Genomic DNA, 15,656 nt, shown 5'->3' on the forward strand with positions numbered 1-15,656 from the left:
GAGGAGGAGCCATGACGGACATGGAACCGAACGAGCTGATCGACCCGCCCGAGCCCGGACCCGGCGACCCGGTCCCCGGCCCGCCTGACCCGGACCCGATCCCGGGCGACCCGCACGACCCCGATCCGGCCAGGCCCGTCCCGGACGAGCCGGGCCCGACCGAACCGGACCCGACGCGCCCGCTCCCGGACGAGCCGGCGCCGCCGCAGCCCTGGTAGCCGCATGGCGATCCACTGGACGACCGTGCTGCTGGACTTCCCCGGCGCGGACTTCGACGCGGCGGCCGGGTTCTGGACCGAGGCCACCGGGAGCGCGCTCTCGTCGCCTTGGGCCGAGCACCCGGAGTTCGCCTCGCTGGTGCCCGCGCACGGCGACCCGTACCTGGCGCTCCAGCGCCTGGGGCGCGGCGCGGCGCGGGTCCACCCGGACTTCCACGTCGAGGACCTTGCGGCCGAGACCGAACGGGCGCTGGCGCTCGGGGCGGCGAAGACGGGCGGGGAGCCCGGACTCGTGGTCCTGGCGTCCCCGGCGGGGCTGCCGTTCTGCCTGATCGTGCACAAGGAGGGCCAGTCCGACGTGCCGCCGCCGACGGATTGGAACGGCCGGGCGAGCCGCCTCGACCAGATCTGCGTCGACGTGCCTCCCGAGGCGTTCGACCGCGAACTGGCGTTCTGGAGCGGGTTCACCGACTGGCCGCGGTCGACCTCCGACAACGGCGAGTTCCGCCGCCTCCTGCCGCCGCCGGGCCTGCCGGTGCACTTCCTGCTCCAGCGCCTCGACAGCGCGGCGCCCGGGCAGGACACCAAGGCGCACTTGGACTTCTCGTGCGCCGATGTCGAAGCCGAGACGGCCCGGCACGCCGCCGTCGGGGCCGTCCCGGTCCGCCGCCACCGCCACTGGCAGGTCATGCGGGACCCTGTCGGCCTGGAGTACTGCCTGACCGACAAGGCCCCGGACGGCTCGTGGGCGCCGGGCGCCTGATTCGCCGAGTCAGACCTCTTCGGGCCCTTCAGTTCAGGCGGCGGGAGAGGTGGACGCGGACCTCGTCGCCGTCGCCCTTGCCGATGCGGCGGCGGATCGCGGCGGCGACGGGGAGCTTGTGGGTGCCGTCGCCGAGGGCCATGAAGGCCCCGCGGAACGGCTCGCCGTCCACGGTGCCCTCGACCTTGACGAGGCCGCGCGTGCCGAAGACCGCGGCCGAGTCGGGCAGCTGCACGCAGGTCCAGGTGTCGCCGGGCCGGACTTTGCCGAGGACGGCGGTGAAGTCGATGTCGAGCGGTCCTTCGGTCATGATGCCTCCTCAGGCGGGTTCAGGGTTCAGGCGAGCCAGCCGACGAGTGCGCCGATCAGCGTCAGTTTCGCGATCCAGTCGAAGGCGTGGAGCGCGGCGAGCGGCACCGGGATGCCCTCGTGCACCACGGCGCCCGCGAGGATCGCCGCGGGCAGCACCCCCAGCGCGAGCCCGAGCAGCGCGCCCGCGTCGGCCCCTTCCCATCCTGCGGCATGCATCAGGCCCGCGACGAGGATCGCGGCGACCAGGCTGCGCGCGACGACCGCGGCCATCTGGACGGCGACGGGGACGCCGGGCCGAGGCGTGCTGTGGCGCCCGACGTACGCGGCGACCGGCGGCGTGCCGTACAGGACCGCGCTGAAGACGAACGAGACGACTGTGGCGACGGCGATCCCTATGAGCACCATGGCGACCTCCTTTAAAGTACGTTCCAGTACTGAAACATGGTAGCCCTGGTTTTCAGTCCGGTCAAGTACTAAAATTCGGGCATGACCGACACCGCCCGCCGCCGCGGCCGTCCCCCCGGGCGCACCGGCGCCGACCTGCTCGCCACCGCCCGCGAAGTATTCCTCGAACACGGCTACGCGGGCACGACGATGGACGAGGTCGCCGCGCGGGCCCATATCTCCAAGGCCTCGCTCTACCGCGCGCACCCCTCGAAGCACGCGCTCTTCGCCGCCGTCGTCCGCGCCTGGGCCGAGGCCGGCCGCGACGCCATGCGCCCGCACCTGGAGCGCCTGGTGGCGGGCGACGACGTCCGCGCCGATCTGATCGTCCTCGCCGGGATCATGCGCTTCGGCATCCTCAGCCGCGACGTGCTGAACATGCGCCGCCTCGTCACCGGCGAGGCCGAACGCCACCCCGACGTCGCCGCGGGCTACCTCGAAGCGAGCTGGAACCGCAACATCCGCGCCCTCGCCGACGCCTTCCGGACCCTCGCCGACCGCGGCGCCCTCCGACTCGACGACCCCCTCACCGCCGCCGACCAGTTCACCTGGCTCGTCATCGGCGCCCCCCTCAACCGCCGCCTCCTCACCGGAACCGACGCCCCCGACACCCCGGACAGCCCGGTGGAGAGCGCAGTGGACCTCTTCCTGGCCGGATACGGCACGCCCGCCGCCCCCTGACGCGGCCCCGCGCCGTCGGCGCGGGGCCGCCCTTCCCGTCATGGGGAGGTCAAAGCTTCGGTCGGGGAGAGCCTGGCGGCCTTGACCGCCGGGTAGAGGCCCGCGACCGCACCGATCGCGGCGGTGGCCGCGATGCCTCCGGCGAGGGCCCAGGCGGGGATCGTCGGGGGCCAGTCCTGCCAGGTCGCGTAAGTGGCGGTGATGAGGGAGCCGAGGGCGACTCCACCTGCGCCGCCGAGCAACGAGAGCAGGAGGGACTCGGCGAGGAACTGGCCGCGGATGTCGGCGCGGGTGGCGCCGAGGGAGCGGCGGAGGCCGATCTCGCCGCGGCGTTCCAGGACCGAGATGACCATCGTGTTCGCGACCCCGACGCCGCCGACGAGGAGCGCGACCGCGCCGACGCCGAGCAGGAGGCCGGTGAACGACGCCTCCGCGGCTTCGGCCGCCACCAGGGCGTCCGAGGGCCGGGAGACCTCGACCTCCTCGGGGTGCTCCGGGTTCGCCGTCGCGCCGAGGACCGACTGGACGTCGGCCACCGCGGTCTCGGCGGCCCGGGTGTAGACCTCCGTGGCGTGCAGGTCGAAGCCGAGGTAGGTCGAGGCGGCGTCCCAGCCGACGAGCGCCGCGTTGTCGAGTTCGGGCGCGAGCTCGACCGGGGCGAGGACGCCGACGACGGCGAACCACTGGCCGCCGAGCCAGATCTGCACGTCGGGGCCCGCGGTGACGCCCAGGGCCGCGGCGGCATCAGCGCCGAGGACCGCGGCCGGGAAGTCCCCGGCCGCGCCGTCGATCCATTGGCCCTCGACGAGTTCCGCGCCGACGACGTCGAGGAGGTCGGGTTCGGCGGCCTTGACCGCGATGCCGCCCGACTCGTTCTCGGGGATCTGATCGGTGCGGTAGACCTTCGCGTCCGGCACCGTGCCGGTCGCCGCGGCCGATTCGACCGGGCCGATCCGCTCGATCATCGCGACGGCTTCGAGCGGGAGCTGCGACTCGCCGCCGAACAGGGCCTGGCCCGGGGCGACGGTGAGCAGGTTCGTGCCGAGCTCGTCGAGCTTGCGATCGAGTTCGGCGGAGCTGGACGCGGAGATGCCGACGACCGCGGTCATCGCGGCGATGCCGATCGCGATCCCGATGGCGGACAAGGTCACCCGCAGGGGGCGGGACCGCAGGCCGTGCGCGCCGACGCGCAGGAGGTCAGTCCACCGCATCGCGCACCATCCGGCCGTCGCGCATCTCGATCCGCCGCGGCAGGGCCGCGGCGATGTCACGGTCGTGGGTGATCACGACGACGGTGGTGCCGCGCTCGTGGAGGCCGCGGAGCAGGCCCATGACCGCCGCGCCCGAGGCCGAGTCGAGGTTCCCCGTCGGCTCGTCGGCGAGCAGCAGGCGGGGCCCGCCGACGATCGCGCGTGCGACGGCGACGCGCTGGCGCTCGCCGCCGGACAGCTCGTGCGGGCGGTGCCCGGTGCGGTGCGCGAGGCCCACGGTGTCGAGCGCGGCCGCGGCGGCCTCGCGGCGCTTCGCGCGGGGCACGCCCCGGTACAGGAGCCCGTCGGCGACGTTGTCGAGGACCGGGACGCCTTGCGCGAGATGGAACTGCTGGAACACGAAGCCGAGCTCCGCGGCCCGCAGGCGCGACAGGCGCCGGTCCGAGAGCGCCGCGACGTCCTCCCCCGCGACGCGCACCCTGCCGGAGGTGGGCCGGTCGAGCGTCCCCGCGAGGTTGAGGAGCGTCGACTTCCCCGAGCCCGAGGGGCCGACGATCGCGACGAGTTCGCCCGCGCCGATCTCCAGCGACACGCCGTCGAGCGCGGTCACGCCCGGGTAGGTCTTCGCGACCTCCTCAAGCACCACGACGCTCATTCGGGCACCGCCACGGTCGCGCCCGCCTCCAGGTCGCCCGAGACCTCGACCCGGCCGTCGGCGAAGACGCCGGTCTCGACGGGCACGAGTTCGCTCGCGCCGCCGTCGACCACTTCGACGCCGTAGCCGCCTTCGCGAAGCGCCAGGAGCGCTTCGACGGGCACGGTGAGCACGTCTTCGCGGGTCTCCGAGACCAGCTCGACCGTGACCGGCGCGGACACGAGCGCCCCGAGCACCGACTGGTCCTCGACGGCGACGGTGACCTCGACGGTCTCCGGCTCCTCCTCGCCTTCCTCCTGCGAGCCCGAGACGGTCTGCCCGATCGCGGACACCACGCCCGCGGCCTCGGTGCCGTCCGGCAGGACCACCGTCACCGCCTGGTCGGCGGCCACCAGGTCCTGGTCGGCGATGTCGAGCTGCACGGTCACGCGCCGCTCGTCTGAGGTGTACGACAGGACGGGCCCGTTGGCCGGGTCGCCCACGGCCGCAAGCTGGTCGGCGACTCTGACGGGCTTCGGCGAGAACAGGACGGCGCCCACGGCCACCGTCCCCGTCTCCTCCAGCCCGTTGTCCTCCTGCCACTCCTCGACCGCCGCCGCGGTCGCGTCCGTGAAGGCGTCGTCCTCGGTGAACCCGTCGTAGCCGAGGTCCACGAGGTTCGACTCCAGTTGCGCCACATCGGGTCCCTCGACACCGGGCGCGAGGTCCCGCCACAGGGGCAGGTCGCCGGTCATGGCGACCACCGGCGCGTTGTCGACGTCGTAGACCGCGTCTCCGGCCCCGATCACCGTGCCCGGCTCGGGCAGCCACGTCACCACACCGGGCGCCGCGCCGTTGAGCGTGTGCGCCTCCCCGTACGAGAGCGTGCCCACGACCTCCTCTGACCGGGCGAGGTCCTGCTGCTCCACGACCGCCGTCGCGCCGGGCGCGTCCGCCGACGCCGCCGGCTCGTCGCCGCCGGTCCAGTACAGGGCCCCGGCCGCGGCGAGGCCCGCCGCCGCGGCCGATCCGGCCGCGATCGCCACCGTCCGCCGCCTCACTGGCCGCGCACCTCTCCGAGGACGTCCTGGCACGCCTCCATCGCGGCGTCCCACTCCGGGTCCGCCTGGCCCTCCTCCAGCAGCGTCGGCCCGAAGCCGTCCTCGCCCGGGTCGGGCATGCCCTCGACCCCGTTGTCGCGCATGCACTGCGCGAACTCCAGCAGCGCCGCCTGCACCTCGGGGTCCGACAGGTCGGCCTCGCCGGACGCGAGGTGCTCCTGGCACGCCTCGACCGCCTCCGGCTCGTCCTCCATGATCTCCCGCAGCTCCTCGGCGCCCTCGAACCCGCCGTCAGGGTCGGGGTCGGGGAAGTCGATCCCCTGCTCCCGCATGCACTCGGCGAAGTCCTGGAGGCCCTGCTCCTCGCTCACCTCCCCTTCGGTGGCCTCCTCGGAGGCGGTGCCCCCGGCGCTGGCGACCTCGTCGGCGGGCTCCTCGCTGCATGCGGCGAAAAGCGTCAGCGCGGCCAGCGCGGCCGCTGCGAGCAGTACTCGTCTCATCGTGGCGTCTCCTTCGTTCTCGGATGGACGCCGCAAGTGAAGCCGGGGCGGCATGTGGTCTGCGTGAGCGTGCGTGCTTACGCCGCGCTTACACCGGACCTGGCAGCATCGTCGTGGACGGGGAGGAGCCGGGGATGCGCGTACTGGTGGTGGAGGACGAGCGGATGCTCGCCGACGCGATCGCGAAGGGCCTGCGGGCCGAGGGCATGGCCGTGGACGTCTGCTACGACGGGGACGCGGCGCGGCTGCGGCTCGCGGCGTACGACTACGACGTGGCGGTCCTGGACCGGGACCTGCCGCGCGTCGGCGGCGACGACCTGACCCGGAAGGTGGTCGCCGGGCCGCATTCGACGCGGGTGCTCATGCTCACCGTCTCCTCGGGGATCGACGACCGCGTGCACGGCCTGTCGCTGGGCGCCGACGACTACCTGGCGAAGCCGTTCGCGTTCGCGGAGCTGGTCGCGCGGGTGCGGGCGCTGGCGCGGCGCACGGCTCCGGCGGCGCCGCCGGTGCTCGAACGCGCCGGGATCACCCTCGACACGGTGGGGCGGCAGGTGTTCCGCGGCGGCCGGTACATCCCGCTGTCGAAGAAGGAGTTCGGGGTCCTCGCGGAGCTCATGCGCCCCGGTGCGGCGGTCGTCACGTCGGAGCGGCTGCTCGAAAAGGTGTGGGACGAGCACATCGACCCGGCCACGAACGTGGTCCGGGTGGCGATGATGACGTTGCGCCGCAAGCTGGGCGACCCGCCCGTGATCGAGACGCTGCCGGGCTCCGGCTATGTCATCAGGGAGGCGCCGTGAAGCTCCGCACGAGGCTGACGCTCTGGTACGGCGGCGCGTTCTTCGCCGCGGGGGCCGTGCTCGTCGCCGTCGTCTACCTGATCGTGCGCGACCGCGTCACCGCGAACATGCCCGTCTCCGGGGACTCGGTCGAGTCCCTCGTCCAGGCGCGGGCCCAGCTCGGCATGACCGACGAGCAGCTCACCGCCCTCATCGACACTGTGATTCAGCGCCAGCAGGCCGCGAACGACGCCACGCTCCAGGCGGTCCTGTTCGGGTCGATCGTCGCGCTCGTCGTCGTGGGGCTCCTCGCGGTCGTGTTCGGGTCGCTCATGGCCGGGCGGGTGCTGCGCCCGATCGACGCGATCACGGCGACGGCCCGGCGTGTGGCCGACCGGTCGCTGCACGAGCGCATCGACCTCGACGGCCCGAACGACGAGCTCAAGCGGCTCGCGGACACGTTCGACGGGATGCTCGCCCGGCTCGACCGGGCCTTCGAGGGGCAGCGCAGGTTCGTGGCGAACGCCTCCCACGAGTTGAAGACGCCGCTGGCGATCAACCGGACGCTCCTGGAAGTGGCTGCGGCGGAACCGGATGCGGGCCACCGGGTGCGGGACCTGGCCGCGAACCTCCTGGCGGTGAACGAGCGGCACGAGCGGCTCATCGACGGCCTGCTCACGCTCGCCGGGAGCGAGCAGGCCCCGGTCGACCCGGTCCGGGTGGACCTGGCGGACATCGCCGCGCACGTCGCGGCGCAGTTCGCCGATGAGGCGTCGGAGGCGGAGGTGGCCGTGGAGGTCGCGAACGCTCCGGGGGTCGTCGTCGGGGACGCCGCGCTGCTGGAACGGCTGGTCGCCAATCTCGTGGCGAACGGCATCCGCCACAACCACCCCGGGGGAACGCTCGCGATCACGACCGGGACCGTGGAGCGGCGGGGGCGGATCGCCGTGTCGAACACCGGGCCCGTGGTCGCCGCGTACGAGGTCGACGCGCTGTTCCAGCCGTTCCGCCGCGGGGAGGGGCGCGACCGCGTCGAGTCCGTGCGCGGCATCGGCCTCGGGCTCTCGATCGTCGACTCCATCGCGCGCGTCCACCACGGGGCGCTGACCGCCGTCCCGAACCGGGACGGGGGCCTGACCATCACCGTGGAGTTCCCCTAGCCGGAACGGATACAGTGCTCATGTGGCGATGACGGCGCAGGACGTAGTGGATCTGGTCGATGCGCACCTCGGGGTGCCGCGGCGTGAAGTGACCGTGGACGAATACCTTGCGGGCGAACCGGACCAGGAGGTGCACGGCGTCGCGTTCACGATGATGGCGACGCTCGACGTGCTCCAGCGGGCGGCCGCGCAGGGCCTCGACCTGGTGTTCTCCCATGAGCCGCTGTACTTCCACCACCGCGAGGAGTGGAACGCGATGCTCGCGGGCGCGGACGATCCCGTGCACCGCGCGAAGGCGGCGTTCATCGCGGAGCACGGGCTGGTGGTGCGGCGCCTCCACGACGCGGTGCACGACACGCGGCCGGACCGGATCATCGACGGTGCCGCGCATGTGCTGGGCTGGAAGGACTTCGAGCGCGGCGACCTGCCGGGCGTCTTCGACGTTCCGGCCACGACGCTCGGCGCGCTCGCCGGTCATGCGGCGCGGGCGTTCGGTGCGAGCGCGCTCCGCTACATCGGCGATCCCGAGCTGCCGGTCTCGGTTGCGGGGCTCCAGCCCGGGTTCTTCGGGTTCGAGAAGAACCGGGCGGCGCTCGCCCGCCCGGAGGTGGACGTGCTCCTCATCGGCGAGTCGAACGAGTGGGAGACGGCCGCGTATGCCGCCGACGCGGTGAGCGCGGGGCTTGCCAAGGGGCTCATCGTCATCGGGCATGTGCCCTCGGAGCAGGAGGGGATGGCCGCGACGGCGGGCCGCCTCGCCGAGCTGCTGCCCGGGTTCCCGGTCGCCTTCGTTCCCACGGCCGACCCGTTCGCCACGCTGCTTGCTTAGCTACTCGGCCAGGCGCTTGCGCGCCTCGTCCACGTCGGGGTGCTGGAGTTCGTCGAGGACGGTCTCCGCTTGGCGCCACGACTCGCGGGCCGCGCCGCGGTTGCCGGAGGCGGCTTGGGAGTCGCCCAGGTTGAGCAGGCACACCGCGGTGTCGTAGCGGTTCCCGAGCTGCCGGTTGAGGCGGATGGCCTCCTGGAACGTGTCGATCGCTGCTGAGAAGCGGCCCAGCTGGTGGTGGACGAAGCCGATGGTGTCCAGGGCCGCGGCCTCGCCGAGCGGATCGGCGATCCGCTGGAACCCGGCGCGCGCCCGCAGGCCGTGGTCGAGGGCGCTCTCCTGCTCCCCCACGTGGGCGAGGAACCAGGCGACGAGGTTGAGGGTGGTGGCGCTGTCGGTGTCCTCCAGGCGCTCTTCGAGTTCGAGCGCCCGCCGGGCGTGTTCGAGGGCCCGAACGTAGTCGTCCCGTCCTGAGTAGAGGATCGCCAGGTTGGTGAGGACGAGCGACTCGCCCTTGAGGTCGCCGAGGTCACGGTACAGCTCCATCGACCGCGTGAAGTGGCGTTCGGCGTCGTCGCCGCGGCGCATCCTGGCGTGCGCGCGGCCGACGCCGCGGTGCGAGTACGCCTCCAGGGCCGGGTCCGCGAGCCGTTCGGCGGCTTCGAGGGCGACCTGCTGCGAGGCGATCCACTGGCTCCAGGCGCCTTGGAGCTCGAAGTACCCCACGAGGATCATCGCGAGCTGCCAGGCCGACCGGTCGTCGCCGCGCGCGACGGCCCAGTCCACGAGGGTGAGCAGGACTTCGGCCTCGGCGGCGAACCAGGCCATCGCGGCGTCGTGGTCGGCGACGGTCTCCGGGTGGGCGACCGCGGGCGGCTCCCCCAGCGACAGGCTGGCCCGCTGCGGGTTGAGGATCGTCGCCGCGACGTGCCCGGTGTGGAGGTAGTGGTCGAGGATGCGGCGGGCCGCGTCGTTCCGGTCGGCTTCGGACGCTTCGACGTGCAGCAGTTCGGTGCTGTACTCGCGCATGAGGTCGTGGAGCGCGTACCGGCCCGGGGCGGGCTCCATGAGGAGGTTGACGCGCACGAGTTCGTCGACCCGCCGTGCGGCCGACGCGGGCGCGCAGTCGCACAGACTGGCCGCGGCTGCCGCGGTGAGGTCGGGGCCGGGGTGCAGGCCGAGAAGGCGGAGCAGGCGGGCGGCGTCGGGGCTGAGCGAGCGGTAGGACCAGGAGAAGACCGCGCGCACGTCGGTCTCGGTGGACGGGGCGCCGAAGGCGTCGAGGCCGGCGCGCAGCTGCTCTGCGAGCGTGGACAACCGGGTGCCGCGATTCGCCACGGCCTGGGCGGCGGCGATGGCGAGCGCCAACGGCAGGCGCGCGCTCGCGGCGATGATGTCGTCGGCGGCGCCGCTCTCGGCCGCGAGCCGCTCGCGGCCGATCCGGCGCGAGAGGAGGCGGCGGGACTCTGCGAGGGTGGGCAGCTCCAGGCCGATCTGGGCGGCGCCCTCCTCGGCGATCAGGCCCATGAGCACGTCGCGGCTGGTGACCAGGACCAGGCACCCGGCCGAGCCGGGCAGGAGCGGGCGCACCTGGTCGCTGCTGTTCGCGTTGTCGAGGACGATGAGCATCCGGCGTCCGTCCATTGCGGAGCGGTAGGCGGCGGCGAGCTCGTCGGGGTCCTCGGGGACGTCCTCGCCGCGCACGCCGAGCGCCCGCATGAACCGGGCGAGGACCCGGTGCGGCGGGAGCGCCTGCTCGCGGTGGTAGCCGCGGAGGTTGGCGAAGAGCTGGCCGTCGGGGAACTCGTCGGCGACGCCGCGGGCCCAGTGGACGGCCAGGGAGGTCTTGCCGATCCCGGCGGTGCCGGTGACCACGCCGACCAGCGGGCCCGACGAGTCGTCCTTGGCGGCCAGCAGCGCGTCGAGGCCCGCGAGCTCGGCGGCCCGGCCGGTGAAGGCGACCGTGTCGGAGGGGAGCTGGCGCGGCACGGCCAGCGGCGTCGCCGCGTCCGGCTCGGTCTCGGTGCGGCTGGTCAGGATGCTCTTGTGCAGCGCGAGCACCGCTTCACTGGGGTCGATCCCGAGCTCGTCGCGGAGCAGGCGGCTGTACCGGTGGTAGGCGTCGAGCGCCTCGCCGCGCCTGCCGGACCGGTGCAGCGCCTCCATGAGCGCGGCCCACAGGCGCTCGCGCAGCGGGTACCGCGCGGTGAGCGCCACCAGCTCGTCGACCAGGTCGGCCGGGTTCCCGTCGTGCAGCAGGAGGGCCGCGCGGCGCTCGATCAGCGCCAGCCGCTGCTCGGTCAGGCCGGGCACGACCTCGCGGTGCAGGGCCTCGGACGGGACGTCGGCCAGCGCCTCGCCCCGCCATTCGCCGAGCGCCGCCGCTACCGCGGCCAGCTCGCGGGCGCCGTCGCCCGCGGCGGCATCGGCTTCGGCGATGCGGCGGCGCATCCGCCCCACGTCGGTGCGGTCGGCCGGGACGTCGAGCCGGTAGCCGTCGGGGCAGGTCGCCACCAGGTGCGCGGCGTCGATCCGCTCCAGCTGCGCCCGCACGCGCACCGCGCACAACTGCACCGCGCGGCGCGGGTTCCGGGGCAGGTCGGCGCCCCAGACGGCGTCGGCCAGCTCGTTGACGCCGACCTTGGCCCCGGCCTTGACCACCAGGGCGGCGAGGAAGGTCCGCAGGCGCGGGGCGGTCAGCTCCAGTTCCGTGCCGCCGAGCGCGACGCGCAGGGGCCCCAGGACCCCGAACTCCACCGCGGCGGACGGCGAGGCGGGCGCGGTGGTCTCGGGCATGCCACCCATTTTGCCCCACCCCTGCGACGCGGCGCGTCGGCGATGAAGCCGTTTTGAAGCCGGGGCCCGGAATGATTGCGCCCGGGGCCGCTTCACGGCCCCGCCGACCTTGAAGGGATCTCCGGATGTCCATCCGTTCCATGTCCGCGCTCGCCTTGGGCGCCTTGATGCTGCTCGCCGGATGCAGCGACGCGGGCGACGCCGACGCCGCAGGGGAAAGCGACTCCTCGGACCAGACCACGGCCGGGACGGACGACCAGACGTCGTCCGAGCCGACTCCGACCACCTTCGACGACTTCCCCGGCGAGGAGCTGCTGTACTTCGACGCGGAGTCGGCGTCGATCGGCACGCGGATCAAGGCCGTCGGCACCGAGTGGACCACGGAGTTCCTCGACTACACCGCGGACGCCGGCAGGCACTACCTGGTGATCTACGTGGTGGCGACCGGCGAGCTGGACGACCGCGGCCTGGACCACGCCGGCCTGTCGAACCTCGGCTACACGCTTGAGATGCGGTACCCCTCCTCCGCGGGCTCCTGCTCGGCGGACTACACGGCGAACGACCCGGCCTACTGCACCTACGACGGCTGGAACTCCACCATCCTCAGCGCCCAGTTCGAGCCGCTCGCCAGCGACGACTGGACGAACTACCTCTGGATGGAGGGCAGCATCTTCGGCGTCGAGATGGAGCCCGGCCAGACCATGGTCGGCGCCGTCGCCGTCAGCGTCGAGGACAGCGCCGCACCGACCGGCGGTTTCGAGTTCTGCGCCCGCGGCAAGGACAACACGCTCGACAACAACGTGTTCCCCTGCATCGCGGCCCCGGACCCGGCTCCGATCGGCTGACCCCGCGAGCAGCGCCTCCGGCTACCGTCGCGCGGGGAGCCGGAGGCGCTTTTCCGTGCCCGCCGGGGTGGGGCGGGAAGTCCGGGCGGGCGGCCTAGTCCGGGGTGCGGCGGAGGCGGATCTTGGTGATCGCGTTCCGTTTGATCTCAAGGACTTCGGCGGTGTAGCCCTCGATGGCGACGGTCTCGCCGGGGCGGTCGGGGACGCGGCCCAGGTAGTCGAGGACCAGGCCCGCGACGGTGGCGTAGTCGCCGTGGCCGGTGCGCTCCAGGTCGACGTCGAGGTCGACGAGGTCGTGGAGCGGGAAGCCGCCGGGGAGGACGATCGCGCCGTCCTCTTCGCGCTGCACGGTCTGGATGTCGCGGTCGAACTCGTCGTAGATCTCCCCCACGATCTCCTCGACCAGGTCCTCCATGGTGATGATGCCCTCGACCGCGCCGTACTCGTCGACGACGATCGCGAACTGCTCGTGCTCGTCGCGCATCTGCCGCAATGCGTCGGTGACCTTGAGGCTCTCGGGCAGGAGCATGCTCGGGCGGGCCCGCTCGGCGGCGGTCGCGTCGGTGCCGACCAGGTCGCGCAGGTGGACGGTGCCCTGCACGTCGTCGATCCCGGTGGAGCCCACGACGGGCGCGCGCGAATGGCCGGTCTCGATGAGGATGCGCGCGGCCTCGGCCGCGGAGGTCGCGACGGGGATGGAGGTGACGTCGCGGCGCGGGACCACGATCTCCCGCAGCACCCGCTCGGCGATCTCGAACGCGCCGGAGAGGATGGTCCGCTGGTCGGCGGTGAACTCGCCCTGCGACTCGATGAGGTCGCGGATCTCCTCTGTGGAGACCTCCTCGCGCGCGGCCTGCGGGTTGTTGCCAGTCAGGCGCACCACCAGGTCCGTCGAGACCCCGAGCAGCCAGACCGCCGGGCGGGCGAGCATGGCGAGGACGTCGAGCGGGCGGGCCACCAGCAGCGCCCACCGCTCGGCGCGCTGCATAGCGATCCGCTTGGGCGCCAGCTCGCCGAACACGAGCGTGACGAACGTGAGCACCAGCGTCACGAGCACGATCGCGACCGACTCGGCTCCGGAGCCGAACATCGACAGCGCGGGCACGAGCGGCTGCGCGAGCGCGACCGCCGCGGTCGCCGACGCGAGGAACCCCGCGAGGGTGATCCCGATCTGGATCGTCGCGAGGAACCGGTTCGGGTCGCGGGAGAGCTTCGCGAGCACCCGCCCGCCCCGCGAGGTGCGCTCCAGGCGCTGGATCTGGCTGTCGCGCAACGTCACCAGCGCCATCTCGCTGCCCGCGAACACCGCGTTCAACCCGATCAGCACCACGACGAGCCCGAGCTGGCCTCCATAGCCGCCCACGGCAACAACCCCCTCGATCCGACGTTCCCGAGAGCCTACCGACCGGGGCCGTCCGACAGCTCCGCGGCCAGAAACGCTCCGGCGCGGAGGAGAGCGATCGTGCGGTCGGCGATGGACTCCAGGCGGGCGTCGAGGGCGGCGGCGGACTCACCGGTCTCGCCGAGGTCGCGGATCGCGGTGATCGCGAGTTCGACCTCGGGGATGCGGTAGCCGCCCGCGCGCAGGGCCGCGGTGATGCGCGCTTCGCGGATCGCGGTGAGGCCGTAGCGGCGCGACGATCCGGAGGGCGTGGTGACGCGGTTGGGTGCGACCAGGCCGCACTGCTCCCAGAAGCGGAGCGTCGAGCTGCGGACTCCGAGCGCCTGGGAGAGTTCGGTGATGGTCATGGCATCGGAGGCGACGGGCTCGGCCTCGGTCTCGGCCTCGCCGCTGATGGCTTCCAGTGCCGTACGCGCGGCGAGCGCTTGCGCGCGTTCGTCGTGCAATCGCTGGTGCAGGCCGCTGGCGAGCGCCGCTGCGGTCGCGCGGGGTTCGGAGCGGATCGCGCGCATGACGTGCCGGGCCGCGACCGGGCCGACCGCGAACGCGAGGTCGCGGTAGGCGCGCAGCGCCTCCACATGCCCGGCCGCGAACCGGCGGTACCCGGCCGCCGAGCGGGACGCGGGCGGGATGACGCCCTGCGCTTCGAGGTCGCGCACCTGCTGCACCGAGTAGCCCGAGGCCGCGGCCACCTCGGCCGTGCCGAGCGGTGCACCGTCCACGCCGCGCCTCCAACCCTCCATAAGCACTTCAGCCATACGCTTGAACCATGACCATGGAGCAGATCCTCGACACCGTCCGATCCTTCGACGGCGTCCTCGAACTCGCCCCCGCCGAAGGCGGCGAGTTCCCCGAGATCGCCTGGGGCGACCACTTCTTCTACTACGCCCCCGACGGCCAAGTGCCGCAACGGGAGCAGCCCTACGCCACGATCATCACCAAGGACTATCCCGACGACACCGCCTGCGACCTCGACCGGCCGGGCCGATGGCGGCTGAACGTCCACGTCGGCACCGAGGCGTTCACCGACCTCATCGGGGAGCGCCCCCGCGAGGAGGGGGCGCCGCGCGACTTCACCGCGACCGACACCGTCCTCCCCCACCCGCTGTACCGCCTCCAGGGCTGGATCGCGATCGTCAACCCCGGTGAACGCACCGAGGCCCAGGCGCTCGGGCTCCTGTGCGCCGCCCACGACGACGCCGTGCGCCGGGCCGAACGCCGCGCGGCCCGGCCCGGGTCCTGACCCGGGCCGACCTCGCGGACGCGTCCGCCGACGGCGTCGTTCACCAGTCGTGGATGGTGCCGTCGTGGAGGCGGTTGAAGGGGAGGTAGGCCTGGACGTAGGGGTACTTCCCGGCTTCGTCGGTGTCGAGGTCGACGCCGAGCCCGGGTTGGTGGCCGGGGTGGAGGTGGCCGTCGGTCCACGTGAACGACTGCTGGAAGACCTGGTCGGTCTTGGCGCCGTGTTGCATGTACTCCTGGATGCCGAAGTTGTGGATCGCCAGGCCCAGGTGCATGGCCGCGGCCATCCCGACCGGCGAGATGTCGGTGGGCCCGTGCATCCCCGACTTGATCTGGTACTGCGCGGCATAGTCGAGGACCTTCTTCAAATGCGAGATGCCCCCGGTGTGCGTGACCGCGCTTCGGACGTAGTCGATGAGCTGCTCGCGGATGATCTGCTGGTAGTCCCACACCGTATTGAAGATCTCCCCGACCGCCAGGGGCGTCGTCGTGTGCTGGCGGACCAGGCGCAGGGCCTCCTGGTTCTCGGCGGGAGTGACGTCTTCAAGCCAGAACAAGTCATAGGGTTCGAGGGACTTGCCGAGCTGCGCGGCCTGGATCGGGGTGAGGCGGTGGTGGGCGTCGTGCAGCAGCGGCACCTCGGACCCGAACTCGTTCCGGACCGCCTCGAACACGGTGGGCACGTGCCGGAGGTAGGAGCGGGTGTCCCAGTCCTCCTCGGCCGGGAGCGCCCCGCGCTGGGCCGGCTCGTGGTCGTAGCGGACCCCTGCCATCGCCTCGAA

General features: G+C 73.1%; 18 protein-coding genes. 8 read left to right on the plus strand and 10 right to left on the minus strand.

Translation table 11 applies throughout. The annotated features are described in order from the left end of the window. The first annotated feature begins 11 nt into the window (after positions 1-11). Positions 12-218, plus strand: coding sequence for a hypothetical protein (locus tag B0I28_RS23595; RefSeq protein ID WP_106366318.1), 207 nt, complete (start codon positions 12-14; stop codon positions 216-218). 4 nt (positions 219-222) lie between these two features. Continuing rightward, positions 223-981, plus strand: coding sequence for a VOC family protein (locus B0I28_RS23600; RefSeq protein WP_106366319.1), 759 nt, complete (start codon positions 223-225; stop codon positions 979-981). A gap of 28 nt (positions 982-1,009) precedes the next feature. On the opposite strand, the gene B0I28_RS23605 is transcribed toward B0I28_RS23600, so the two are convergent. Then, a complete protein-coding gene (locus B0I28_RS23605; RefSeq protein WP_106366320.1) occupies positions 1,010-1,291 on the minus strand; it encodes a DUF1905 domain-containing protein in 282 nt (93 codons plus the stop codon). A gap of 26 nt (positions 1,292-1,317) precedes the next feature. Then, positions 1,318-1,698 carry a DUF1761 family protein gene (locus B0I28_RS23610; protein WP_106366321.1) on the minus strand — a complete coding sequence of 127 codons (381 nt, stop codon included), beginning with the start codon at positions 1,696-1,698 and terminating at the stop codon, positions 1,318-1,320. 81 nt (positions 1,699-1,779) lie between these two features. On the opposite strand from B0I28_RS23610, the gene B0I28_RS23615 reads away from it, so the two are divergent. Further along, positions 1,780-2,418, plus strand: coding sequence for a TetR/AcrR family transcriptional regulator (locus B0I28_RS23615; RefSeq protein WP_106366322.1), 639 nt, complete (start codon positions 1,780-1,782; stop codon positions 2,416-2,418). 38 nt (positions 2,419-2,456) lie between these two features. Here B0I28_RS23615 and B0I28_RS23620 read toward each other — a convergent pair whose 3' ends face one another. The 4 genes from B0I28_RS23620 to B0I28_RS23635 are packed head-to-tail and all read right to left on the minus strand — an operon-like array spanning position 2,457 to position 5,824. Next, positions 2,457-3,629: an ABC transporter permease gene (locus tag B0I28_RS23620; protein ID WP_106366323.1), complete on the minus strand. Its 1,173-nt coding sequence runs from the start codon at positions 3,627-3,629 to the stop codon at positions 2,457-2,459. Beyond that, positions 3,616-4,284 carry an ABC transporter ATP-binding protein gene (locus B0I28_RS23625; protein ID WP_106366324.1) on the minus strand — a complete coding sequence of 223 codons (669 nt, stop codon included), beginning with the start codon at positions 4,282-4,284 and terminating at the stop codon, positions 3,616-3,618. Before B0I28_RS23625 ends, B0I28_RS23620 begins: the two co-directional genes overlap by 14 nt. After that, positions 4,281-5,324 carry a peptidoglycan-binding protein gene (locus B0I28_RS23630; RefSeq protein WP_146148214.1) on the minus strand — a complete coding sequence of 348 codons (1,044 nt, stop codon included), beginning with the start codon at positions 5,322-5,324 and terminating at the stop codon, positions 4,281-4,283. The genes B0I28_RS23625 and B0I28_RS23630 overlap by 4 nt, the downstream gene beginning before the upstream one ends. Next, entirely contained in the window at positions 5,321-5,824 is a 504-nt protein-coding gene (locus B0I28_RS23635; RefSeq protein ID WP_106366326.1) for a hypothetical protein, read from the minus strand. The genes B0I28_RS23630 and B0I28_RS23635 overlap by 4 nt, the downstream gene beginning before the upstream one ends. Positions 5,825-5,958: 134 nt before the next feature. Between B0I28_RS23635 and B0I28_RS23640 the strand changes: the two genes are divergently transcribed. From B0I28_RS23640 to B0I28_RS23650, 3 genes are read left to right on the plus strand one after another with little or no spacing between them, the layout of a single operon-like run. Then, positions 5,959-6,624 carry a response regulator transcription factor gene (locus B0I28_RS23640; protein ID WP_106366327.1) on the plus strand — a complete coding sequence of 222 codons (666 nt, stop codon included), beginning with the start codon at positions 5,959-5,961 and terminating at the stop codon, positions 6,622-6,624. Continuing rightward, the gene (locus tag B0I28_RS23645; RefSeq protein WP_106366328.1) at positions 6,621-7,763 is read left to right on the plus strand and encodes a sensor histidine kinase; all 1,143 of its coding nucleotides are present in this window, start codon (positions 6,621-6,623) and stop codon (positions 7,761-7,763) included. Before B0I28_RS23640 ends, B0I28_RS23645 begins: the two co-directional genes overlap by 4 nt. Positions 7,764-7,791: 28 nt before the next feature. Then, complete coding sequence (locus B0I28_RS23650; RefSeq protein ID WP_245889085.1) at positions 7,792-8,592, plus strand: Nif3-like dinuclear metal center hexameric protein; 801 nt, start codon at positions 7,792-7,794, stop codon at positions 8,590-8,592. Here B0I28_RS23650 and B0I28_RS23655 read toward each other — a convergent pair whose 3' ends face one another. Further along, positions 8,593-11,385, minus strand: a complete 2,793-nt coding sequence (locus tag B0I28_RS23655; RefSeq protein WP_181245926.1) for an AfsR/SARP family transcriptional regulator — start codon at positions 11,383-11,385, stop codon at positions 8,593-8,595. A gap of 125 nt (positions 11,386-11,510) precedes the next feature. Between B0I28_RS23655 and B0I28_RS23660 the strand changes: the two genes are divergently transcribed. Next, the gene (locus B0I28_RS23660; protein WP_106366331.1) at positions 11,511-12,230 is read left to right on the plus strand and encodes a hypothetical protein; all 720 of its coding nucleotides are present in this window, start codon (positions 11,511-11,513) and stop codon (positions 12,228-12,230) included. Positions 12,231-12,324: 94 nt separating this feature from the next. On the opposite strand, the gene B0I28_RS23665 is transcribed toward B0I28_RS23660, so the two are convergent. Next, positions 12,325-13,593 carry a hemolysin family protein gene (locus tag B0I28_RS23665; RefSeq protein ID WP_106366332.1) on the minus strand — a complete coding sequence of 423 codons (1,269 nt, stop codon included), beginning with the start codon at positions 13,591-13,593 and terminating at the stop codon, positions 12,325-12,327. 35 nt (positions 13,594-13,628) lie between these two features. Then, positions 13,629-14,375 (minus strand): MerR family transcriptional regulator, encoded by a 747-nt coding sequence (locus tag B0I28_RS23670; protein WP_106366333.1) that lies wholly within the window; start codon positions 14,373-14,375, stop codon positions 13,629-13,631. A 32-nt stretch (positions 14,376-14,407) separates the two neighbouring features. Between B0I28_RS23670 and B0I28_RS23675 the strand changes: the two genes are divergently transcribed. After that, a complete protein-coding gene (locus tag B0I28_RS23675) occupies positions 14,408-14,875 on the plus strand; it encodes a DUF6194 family protein (RefSeq protein WP_181245928.1) in 468 nt (155 codons plus the stop codon). A gap of 40 nt (positions 14,876-14,915) precedes the next feature. On the opposite strand, the gene B0I28_RS23680 is transcribed toward B0I28_RS23675, so the two are convergent. After that, a partial coding sequence (locus B0I28_RS23680) for an enolase C-terminal domain-like protein (RefSeq protein WP_281260952.1) occupies positions 14,916-15,656 on the minus strand: 741 nt, incomplete at its 5' end.

This window comes from Glycomyces artemisiae (assembly GCF_003002955.1).
GTDB lineage: Bacteria > Actinomycetota > Actinomycetes > Mycobacteriales > Micromonosporaceae > Glycomyces > Glycomyces artemisiae.